At 59.5% G+C, this 8948-nt stretch carries 10 protein-coding genes, 1 tRNA gene and 1 pseudogene; all 12 read right to left on the reverse strand.

Annotated elements, in window-relative coordinates:
* A pseudogene (locus AAC083_RS06445) lies at positions 1 to 644 on the reverse strand (NADH-quinone oxidoreductase subunit NuoF); the annotation flags it as partial.
* A gap of 67 nt (positions 645 to 711) precedes the next feature.
* On the reverse strand, positions 712 to 1254 hold the full coding sequence (nuoE, locus tag AAC083_RS06450) for an NADH-quinone oxidoreductase subunit NuoE (protein WP_108536117.1): 543 nt from the start codon (positions 1252 to 1254) through the stop codon (positions 712 to 714).
* 62 nt (positions 1255 to 1316) lie between these two features.
* Positions 1317 to 3122, reverse strand: a complete 1806-nt coding sequence (nuoC, locus tag AAC083_RS06455; protein ID WP_108536118.1) for an NADH-quinone oxidoreductase subunit C/D — start codon at positions 3120 to 3122, stop codon at positions 1317 to 1319.
* 2 nt (positions 3123 to 3124) lie between these two features.
* Entirely contained in the window at positions 3125 to 3799 is a 675-nt protein-coding gene (locus AAC083_RS06460) for a NuoB/complex I 20 kDa subunit family protein (RefSeq protein ID WP_042034369.1), read from the reverse strand.
* A 29-nt stretch (positions 3800 to 3828) separates the two neighbouring features.
* On the reverse strand, positions 3829 to 4233 hold the full coding sequence (locus AAC083_RS06465) for an NADH-quinone oxidoreductase subunit A (RefSeq protein WP_042034368.1): 405 nt from the start codon (positions 4231 to 4233) through the stop codon (positions 3829 to 3831).
* 314 nt (positions 4234 to 4547) lie between these two features.
* The gene (locus AAC083_RS06470; RefSeq protein ID WP_042034367.1) at positions 4548 to 5426 is read right to left on the reverse strand and encodes a flagellar motor protein MotB; all 879 of its coding nucleotides are present in this window, start codon (positions 5424 to 5426) and stop codon (positions 4548 to 4550) included.
* The gene (locus tag AAC083_RS06475; RefSeq protein ID WP_108536119.1) at positions 5401 to 6159 is read right to left on the reverse strand and encodes a flagellar motor protein; all 759 of its coding nucleotides are present in this window, start codon (positions 6157 to 6159) and stop codon (positions 5401 to 5403) included. The genes AAC083_RS06470 and AAC083_RS06475 overlap by 26 nt, the downstream gene beginning before the upstream one ends.
* Before the next feature lie 323 nt (positions 6160 to 6482).
* Positions 6483 to 6570 (reverse strand) — tRNA-Ser (locus tag AAC083_RS06480).
* 177 nt (positions 6571 to 6747) lie between these two features.
* Entirely contained in the window at positions 6748 to 7365 is a 618-nt protein-coding gene (locus AAC083_RS06485) for a TPM domain-containing protein (protein ID WP_108536120.1), read from the reverse strand.
* Positions 7366 to 7394: 29 nt separating this feature from the next.
* On the reverse strand, positions 7395 to 8117 hold the full coding sequence (locus tag AAC083_RS06490) for a TPM domain-containing protein (protein WP_108536121.1): 723 nt from the start codon (positions 8115 to 8117) through the stop codon (positions 7395 to 7397).
* A complete protein-coding gene (locus AAC083_RS06495; protein ID WP_181364671.1) occupies positions 8114 to 8719 on the reverse strand; it encodes a LemA family protein in 606 nt (201 codons plus the stop codon). Before AAC083_RS06495 ends, AAC083_RS06490 begins: the two co-directional genes overlap by 4 nt.
* 42 nt (positions 8720 to 8761) lie before the next feature.
* Positions 8762 to 8948 (reverse strand): penicillin-insensitive murein endopeptidase (locus tag AAC083_RS06500; RefSeq protein WP_146181600.1); only part of this gene is annotated, 187 nt, incomplete at its 5' end.

The raw sequence follows: 8948 nt of genomic DNA on the forward strand, positions 1-8948 counted from the left end.
GGCTTGGCGCGCGGGTTGGCGCGGCGCCCCTCCAGGGAGTTGATGAGTGCCGTCTCCTCGCCGCAGATGTAACGACCCGCGCCGGTGTGGACGAACAGCTCGAAGTCAAAACCCGAGCCGAGAATGTTCTTGCCGAGCAGGCCCGCGGCCTTGGCCTCTTCTACGGCCCGGCGCAGGTTGATGGCGGCATCCACGTACTCGCCACGCAGGAAGATGTAGCCGCGATAGGCCTTGAGAGCCTTGGCGGAGATGATCATCCCCTCGATCAGCAGGTGGGGCAGCTGCTCCATCAGCAGCCGATCCTTGTAGGTATTCGGCTCCATCTCGTCGGCGTTGCAGAGCAGGTAACGGATGTTCATGCTCTCGTCTTTGGGCATCAGGCCCCACTTCACGCCGGTGGAGAAGCCTGCGCCACCGCGGCCCTTGAGGCCAGCATCCTTGACGGTGCCGACAATCTCATCCGGGCTCATCTGGCCAAGGGCTTTGCGGGCCGCCTCATAGCCCTGCTTGTTCTGGTATTCATCCAGCCAGACCGGCTGGCCGTCGTCACGCAGCCGCCAGGTGAGCGGATGGGTTTCGGGGGCGCGTGCGATCAGGTTGGCCGTGCCGATGGAGGCCAGGGGCGTGGTCGGCCGTGGGCTCATGGACATAGATTGGCCTCCGGGGTCTTGTACCGTTCAAGGCGCATGGGCAGATTGCCCTTGTGAAGACTCATGGGTAGGCCTCCAGGGTCTTGAGCAGGCTGATAGCATCGAGCCCGCCATAGGTGTCGTCGTCGATCATCAGCGCCGGTCCCTTGTCACAGTTGCCGAGGCAGCAGACGGGCAGCAGGGTGAAGCGGCCGTCGGCGCTGGTCTGGCCGGGGGCCAAGTCCATCACTTCCTTGAGGCCGGCCAGCAGCTCTTCGTGGCCGTTGATGTAACAGACCATGCTGTCACAGACCCGGATGATGTGGCGCCCGACCGGCTGGCGGAAGATCTGGCTGTAGAAAGTGGCAACCCCTTCCACGTCGCTGGCGGGAATGCCGAGTTCGGCAGCGATGGCATGGATGGCACCGTCCGGTACCCAACCGCGAGCCTGCTGCACTATCTTGAGTGCTTCTATGCTGGCGGCGCGGGGATCTTCGTAGTGGTGTATCTCATGCCTGATGGCATCGCGTTCGGCCTGGCTCAGGACGAAGCCGTCCCCCTTGCCCTGGCACGCACTCTGCCCCTGCGGGGTCTGATTGTTTTGGCACTGACATTGCTGGCTCATGGCTTAACCTTTTGTGGCTTGTCCTTTTTGTCGCGTAACGGTTGTTTAGTAACAGCGGTTACTCAACGATCCACATCCGACATAACGAAATCGATACTGCCCAGGTAGGCGATGAGATCCGACACCATGCTGCCTTTGATCACCGAGGGGATCTGTTGCAGGTGAGCAAAGCTCGGGGTGCGGATCCGGGTCCGGTAGCTCATGGTGGAGCCATCGCTGGTCAGGTAATAACTGTTGATCCCCTTGGTCGCCTCTATCATCTGGAAGGATTCGGCGGCCGGCATCACCGGGCCCCAGGACACTTGCAGGAAGTGGGTGATCAGGGTCTCGATGTCTTGCAGGGTGCGATCTTTGGGCGGTGGTGTGGTGAGCGGGTGATCTGCCTTGAATGGCCCAGCCGGCATGTTCTTCACACACTGCTCTATGATACGCAGGCTCTGGCGCATCTCTTCGAGGCGTATCATGCCACGGTCGTAAACATCGCCATTGGCACCGACTGGCACCTCGAATTCGAACTGATCGTAGCCCGAATAAGGGCGCCATTTGCGTACGTCAAAGTTGAGGCCGGTGGCGCGCAGACCGCCCCCCGTGACGCCCCATGCCAATGCCTGCTCTGTGGTGTAGGAGGCGACGCCTATGGTGCGGCCGCGCAAGATGCTGTTGCGCATGGCAGCCTTTTCGTAATCCATCAGTCGCTTGGGCAGCCAGTCCAGCAGGTTTTCCTGGATGAGACGAGCCCAGCCCACCGGCAGATCGTGCGCCACGCCGCCAATACGGAACCAGGCCGGGTGCATGCGCGCGCCCGTGATGGCTTCAATGATGGTGTAGATTTTCTGGCGATCGGTGAAGGTGAAGAAGACGGGGGTCATGGCACCCACGTCCTGGATATAGGTACCGAGGAACAGCAGGTGGCTCTGGATACGGAACATCTCCGCCAGCATCACCCGGATCACGTCGACCCGGTTGGGCACCTTGATACCCGCCAGCTTCTCGACCGCCAGCACATAAGGCAGGTTGTTCATGACGCCACCCAGGTACTCGACCCGGTCGGTATAGGGGATGTAACTGTGCCAGGACTGACGCTCCCCCATCTTTTCGGCCCCACGGTGGTGATAGCCGATGTCTGGCACGCAGTCGCGGATCTCCTCACCATCGAGCTGCAGCACCAGCCGGAAGGCGCCGTGAGCGGAGGGGTGGTTCGGGCCGAGGTTCAAGAACATGTAGTCCTCGTTCTCGTTGCCCCGGTTCATGCCCCACTCTTCGGGTTTGAACAGCAGGTTATCCTGCTCCTGATCCTGTTTGACCGTATCGAGCATGAAGGGATCGAATTCGGTGGCGCGCGCCGGATAGTCCTTGCGCAGCGGGTGTCCTTGCCAGCTTTTGGGCATCATGATGCGGGTCAAATGGGGGTGACCATCGAAGTGAATGCCCATCAGATCCCACACTTCCCGTTCATACCAGTTGGCGTTGGGGAAGTGGCGGCTGACGGTTGGCAGGCTCAGATCGCTCTCTTTGAGCGGCACCTTCAGCATCAGATCGGCGTTACGGTCGATGGAGATGAGGTGATAGAAGATGGTGAAGTCGCTCTCGGGCAGGCCGTCGCGATGGCTGCGCATCCGCTCGTCGGTGGCGCTGAGATCAAACAGCATGACGAACGGGGAGGGGAGCTTGCGCAAGAAGCCCATCACGTCCAGCAGCAGCTCGCGGGAGAGCCAGAGCACAGGCACGCCGGTGCGGGTGGTCTGAACGGTGAAGCGCTCGGCGCCGAAGTGGGCAAACAGCTCGCCGACCACCTGGGCATCCTGGTGATCGCCCGGTTGCCACTGGGCCATGGTGTAGTTACTGGGGAATTCTCGGGTCAGTTTCATGATCAGATCTCATCCGGCGTGCGCAGGTTGGTTACGTTGATCCGCTCGCCGCGCTTGCGTTCCTTCTCGGCCTGCATCTGGGGACGGTAGATCCCCTGATCGCCCACCACCCAGGAGAGGGGCCGGCGCTCCTTGCCGATGGAGTCTTGCAGCAACATCAGGGCTTGCAGGAATGCCTCGGGACGGGGCGGGCAGCCAGGAATGTAGACGTCGACCGGCAGGAACTTGTCCACGCCCTGTACCACGGAGTAGATGTCATACATACCGCCCGAGTTGGCACAGGCGCCCATGGAAATGACCCACTTGGGTTCGAGCAGCTGCTCGTAGAGGCGCTGAATGACTGGCGCCATCTTGATGAAGGGCGTCCCTGCTATCACCATGAAATCGGCCTGACGCGGCGAGGCACGGATGACTTCCGCCCCGAAGCGAGCTACGTCATGGGGAGAGGTGAAGGCGGTACACATCTCCACGTAGCAACAGGAGATGCCGAAGTTGTAGGGCCAGAGGGAATTCTTGCGACCCCAGTTGACGGTGTCTTGCAACACCTCCTCGAGACGCCCCATCATGATGCCGCGTTCAGCCTGTTGCGCCAGCGGATCATCGACGGTCTGGCGCTGTTCCTGGGGGTAGCGCTCAACTGGCGCATCCGGGTCAATCCGGGTCAGGGTGTACTTCATGGTGCAACCTCAAAGGGAATATCGGTCATTCAGTCTGGCTTTTTGTCAGTCAGAGCGCGTTTCTTTGGTGCCCAGTCGAGGGCGCCGATGCGCCACAGGTAGATAAGACCTACCAGCAGCAGAGTGATAAAGATGGTGGCTTCGATAAAGCCGACCCAGCCACTCTCCCGAACGGAGACGGACCAGGCGAACAGATAGAGGGCCTCGACGTCGAAGATGACGAAGAACATGGCGACCAGGTAGAACTTGGCGGAGAAACGCAGACGGGCATTGCCAACCGAATCTATGCCCGACTCGAAGGGCTTGTTTTTGGCTCGGCCGTAGGCCCGGCCTCCCAGCAAGGCGGCCAGACCTATCATGATCAGACACAGACAAATGGCTGCAACGACATAGATAGCAAAAGCCCAATGCTGGACAGCGATATCAGCAAACATATAGGTTTTCCCTAACCGAATTAATCATGTGACTTAACAATGGTGTTACGCATTATGCCACTTCCATACTGATTTACATGTCATTTCAAAGGATTAATTATTAATCATCGGGAGGAAAATCGTATTTTGCTAGCAATGTCAATTTTCTCATTTGAGAATCATTTCCAACGGCGAGAATAGACCCGGAAAACGGCGCGCAGCAGAGCTTGCACAGGCGCTGCCTGCAGAGGAGCGCTGGGGATACGGGTCGGATGACAGGAGCAAGTCAGGCAGGGTGAGGTGCAAAGAAAACCCCGCAGGGCGGGGTGTGTTGATCATGGTTTGAGGATGGGGAGCGCCTCTTCCGCGGCCTTGCCCTGAGAGAGGGTGATCTCGACCCGGCGGTTGGCCTGTCTATGCTCCGGCGTGTCGTTGGCATAACGTGGCTGGGCATCGGCCACCCCCTGAGCGATGACCCTGGTTGCATCCAGCTTGGGGTTGGTGAGCAGGGTATGGACGATGGAGGCCGAGCGCAGCACCGACAGCTCCCAGTTGCTGCGATAGAGCTCTATCGGCGCCTGCGAGTTGTCTGTGTGGCCGGTCACCACCACCTTGCCCGGGATGTCTGCCAGTATGCCGGAGATCTTGTTGACCAGCGGGATGAACTGGGGCTGCAGGAAGGCCGAATCGGCCGGAAACAGCGCCTTCTCGCCGATGCGGATCACCAGCTGGCTGCCAAGCTGCTCCACCTCCAGATCCTTGGATTCAATCTGTGCCTTGAGCTGCTGCTCGAGCTTCTTCTTGGTGACCTGTACCCACTCCTGTTCCTTGGTCTTGTGCGGCCATGCCTCGGTGGCACTCGGCTTTTCAGAGGCCCCTATGGTTTCGTTGAAGGGATCTGCCGCTGCGGTCGGTGCCTCTTTTTCCAGCACAGTCTCTTTATCCGGACTGCTGGGGGTCGTCCTGGATTCGGGCTCCAGGATCCCGGTGCCGCCCTGCATCACAGGAGAGCCTGCCGGTGGAGAGATGAGGCCGATTTTACCCAGCGACTCGATGAAGCCCTGGATCAGCACCCGGGTCTCGGACTGTTTGGCCATGGCAAAGGAGTAGAGCACCACGAACAGGGCGAACAGCAGGGTCATGAAATCGGCATAGGAAACCAGCCAGCGTTCGTGGTTTTCCGGCGCTTCAGGCTTTTTCTTTTTGGCCACCATGGCCTCCCAGATAAGGTTCGAGGGTAACTTGTAACCGGGCTTGCGACTCGCCATCCACGATGCAGAGAATACCGGTCAAGGTCATCTCCTTGTAGTGGCGGATCTCATGGGCAAACCCCTTGTAGCGGTTACCGAAGGGAAGAAAGATCAGGTTGGCGGCACCCACCCCGTATATGGTGGCGATGAAGGCCACCGCGATGGCCCCCCCCAGCTTGTCAGGGGCATCGAGCAGGCCCATGGCGTGGATCAGGCCAAATACTGCACCCACTATCCCCATTGTCGGGCTGTAGCCGCCCATGGCCTCATAGAATTTGACGGTCTGCTCGAGATCCTCATGCTCGAACTCGATCTCGTTTTCCAATACCTCGTGGATCTTGGTTTTCTCGTAGCCATCGACCATCATCTGCACCCCTTTTTTCAGGAAGGGATCCTTGATATCGTCGATCATGCCCTCCAGAGCCAGCATGCCGCTGCGTCTGGCGTTGCCGGCCAGGGTCTCCAGCAACTGTGCCTGTTCCAGCATGTCGATCTTGGGGGGGGAGAGCAGCCACTTGAAGCGCTTGAAGGTTTTACCGACGACGGAGAAAGGAAACTGGGTCAGTGCGGCACCGATCGTACCGCCAATTACTATCAGGAAGGCTGGCAGATCGAGCAGGGCGCTGGGATGGCCCCCCTCTATCATGTTGCCGCCAAGGATGGCGAGCAACGCCAGCATCAAGCCAATCAAGCTCATTTTTGTACGTCCCTGGATATTGATAATGGCTAGTGTAGCTATTTAAGTATCAGTTTTTCAAAATGATATCCAATCGGTGAGCAATAAATCAGAGTCGTGTCCGGCGGGAACATATGTTACAGCGCAGGGCGGAACGCCGGTCTGGGCAGGGTGAGAAACAAGGCATGCTCATACCGAGGTGGGCAAGGACGCCTGATAGGGAGAATGTCACCGCGGGGATGCCGGTGTGTTGCGAGAGGAGGGGGAGAGCATTCGCCGGTCGAGAGCAGATGGCGCAGGCCACAAAGCAAAAAGCCCGACCAGTTAGGTCGGGCTTAGCGATTTGGCGGTGAGGGAGGGATTCGAACCCTCGATACGTTGCCGTATACACACTTTCCAGGCGTGCTCCTTCAGCCACTCGGACACCTCACCAAATTTTTGACCAGGGTTTAATGTGTTTGGCCAACACTTCATTCGCCGCGCCGTTGCGCTGGAACGGGGCGTAATTTAGGGGAAAGGGCTGCCAGGGTCAACCATTTTTCCCCTTATTTTTCATAATCTTTATCGAATGCCTATCCCTTGAACAGAATGCCGGTTTTTTAAACCTGATCAGGGCTTGTCCAAGATGATCAGACTGTCGGGCAGCTCATTCTGATCCCGGGTCGCCGGGAAGGCATCGGTCAGGATGGCGCGGGTGCGCTCCACGCACTCGATGAATCCCTGCTCCACCTCCCGGTTGCGTACCCGTTGAGTGAAGTCGTCGATGATCGCCTGCCACAGGGCATTGTCGATATGCTGGGCGATGCCGTCATCCACCAGTATTTCCACATAGTGTTCGGCCACCGAGACGAAGATCAGCACCCCCAGCCGGTCCCGAGTGCGGTGCAGCCCTTGTTCGACAAACTGCAGGCGAGCCATCAGCGCCGCCCTGCGCTGGCGTACCTGCTTCGGGATCAGATACATCTTGATGGGGGTCCAGTGGAACAATATGCTCAGCAGCAGCCACACCGACCACTGTGCCAGCAGGATCTCGTACCAGCCGAGCCAGAAGCCGAGCTCAAACACCAGCAGGGGGGTGAGCATGGCAATCAGCGCCGCCCACAGGGTGGGAATATAGCGATAACCGTCACTGGCTGGCGCCAGCACTGTGACCAGTTCAGCATCCGTTTCCAGCTCCGCCTCGCGAACCTTGGCCTGTAGCGTGTGGAAGAACTGTTTAGAAATCATAGTGTCGTCTCTTCATGCCTGTATTCCTGTTACCAACCACCGGAGGCTCCGCCGCCGCCAAAACTGCCGCCGCCCCCACTGAAACCGCCACCGCCGCCGCCCCGGCTGCCGAAGCTGCCTGCACCGAAGCCTCCTGTCAGCAAAGCCGCGCGGCGTCGGCCCCCGCCACCGCCGCGCAGGTTATGCAGCACTAGCATCACAATCACCATCAGGATGAACAGCCAGGGACCGCCCAGCCTCTCCTTTTGTTTAGGAATGTCCACCGGCGTGTACTCACCCGCCAGCGCCTGCATGATGCCCCTGCTGCCTGCGACCACACCAGCGGCCATGTTGCCACGCTTGAAGGCGGGCAGTATCCGGGCCTGGATGATGTTGGCCGCAATGGCGTCGGGCAGGGCACCTTCCAGCCCATAACCCACTTCGATGCGCACCTTGCGCTCATCCTGTGCGATCAGCAGCAGGACGCCGTTGTTTTTGCCTTTCTGACCAATGCCCCAGTGGCGACCGAGCTGGTAGCCATACTCCTCTATAGTTCCACCATCCAATGTATCGATTGAGACCACCACTAGCTGGATGCCGCTACGCCTTTCAAATGCGGCCAGTTGCTGGGTCAGCTGATGGGCTTGCTTACGGGACATCAGGTTTGCCTCATCCACTACCCGGCCGCTGAGGGCTGGAAAGGTGGGGGCGGCTTGCAGCGCCGCCATCCACAGCAGCAGACAAGGCAACAGCCAGCGGGCAAGCCTGCTCATTGGAAGTTGACCTTGGGCGCCTCATCGGCACCTGGCTTGGCACTGAAGCTCGGTTTGGCCTCCAGATCCGAATAGAGCAACTTGGACCAGATGACGCCGGGGAAGGTACGGATCTCGGTATTGAACTGGCGCACCGCCTCTATGTAGTCGCGGCGGGCCACCGAGATACGGTTCTCGGTGCCTTCCAGCTGTGCCTGCAGTGTGAGGAACTGCTGATCTGCCTTCAGATCCGGATAGCGTTCGACTACCACCATCAGCCGGGCGAGGGCGCTGGAGAGCTGGTTCTGGGCCGCCTCAAACGCCTTGAGCTGGGCAGGATCGCTCACCTGCACGCTGCCGACCCGGGCCCGGGCGTCGGTGACCGCTTTCAGGGTCTCTTGCTCGTGGCTGGCGTAGCCCTTGACGGTGGTCACCAGATTGGGAATGAGATCGGCCCGGCGTTGGTACTGGTTCTCGACCTGGCCCCAGCTCGCCTTGACCTGTTCATCCAGGGTCGGAATGTTGTTCATGCCGCAACCCGTCAGTCCCAGCAGCAGGGTCAGGGTCAACAGGCTCTGCGTTGTCCGGCGCCAGAGTGAAGTGGCCATCTTGTTGTTCTCCATTGAAATTTCTAGCGGATATAGGTGCACCATAACAGCTTGTGGTCAACTGCCACAACGGGCGGGCAGCCTGGGTTTGCTGTACGTCATCGAGACCTTGGGTAATTGCGGCTTGTCCTTGAGCCAGGAGGCCAGCTCTGCGTCGCAGCCATTGCCGGGCGGGATCGGGGCCTGGGGTTGGCAATCCGGACTGCCAGCCGGACAGTGCAGCCGCACATGGAAGTGGCTGAAG

It is taken from the genome of Aeromonas sp. HMWF014, from assembly GCF_963878295.1.
Taxonomy (GTDB): domain Bacteria; phylum Pseudomonadota; class Gammaproteobacteria; order Enterobacterales; family Aeromonadaceae; genus Aeromonas; species Aeromonas popoffii.

Coding starts and splice junctions, on each gene's coding strand:
- nuoE (WP_108536117.1), bottom strand. CDS start 1,254: ATGAGCCAGCAATGTCAGTGCCAAAACAATCAGACCCCGCAGGGGCAG.
- nuoC (WP_108536118.1), bottom strand. CDS start 3,122: ATGAAACTGACCCGAGAATTCCCCAGTAACTACACCATGGCCCAGTGG.
- AAC083_RS06460 (WP_042034369.1), bottom strand. CDS start 3,799: ATGAAGTACACCCTGACCCGGATTGACCCGGATGCGCCAGTTGAGCGC.
- AAC083_RS06465 (WP_042034368.1), bottom strand. CDS start 4,233: ATGTTTGCTGATATCGCTGTCCAGCATTGGGCTTTTGCTATCTATGTC.
- AAC083_RS06470 (WP_042034367.1), bottom strand. CDS start 5,426: ATGGTGGCCAAAAAGAAAAAGCCTGAAGCGCCGGAAAACCACGAACGC.
- AAC083_RS06475 (WP_108536119.1), bottom strand. CDS start 6,159: ATGAGCTTGATTGGCTTGATGCTGGCGTTGCTCGCCATCCTTGGCGGC.
- AAC083_RS06485 (WP_108536120.1), bottom strand. CDS start 7,365: ATGATTTCTAAACAGTTCTTCCACACGCTACAGGCCAAGGTTCGCGAG.
- AAC083_RS06490 (WP_108536121.1), bottom strand. CDS start 8,117: ATGAGCAGGCTTGCCCGCTGGCTGTTGCCTTGTCTGCTGCTGTGGATG.
- AAC083_RS06495 (WP_181364671.1), bottom strand. CDS start 8,719: ATGGAGAACAACAAGATGGCCACTTCACTCTGGCGCCGGACAACGCAG.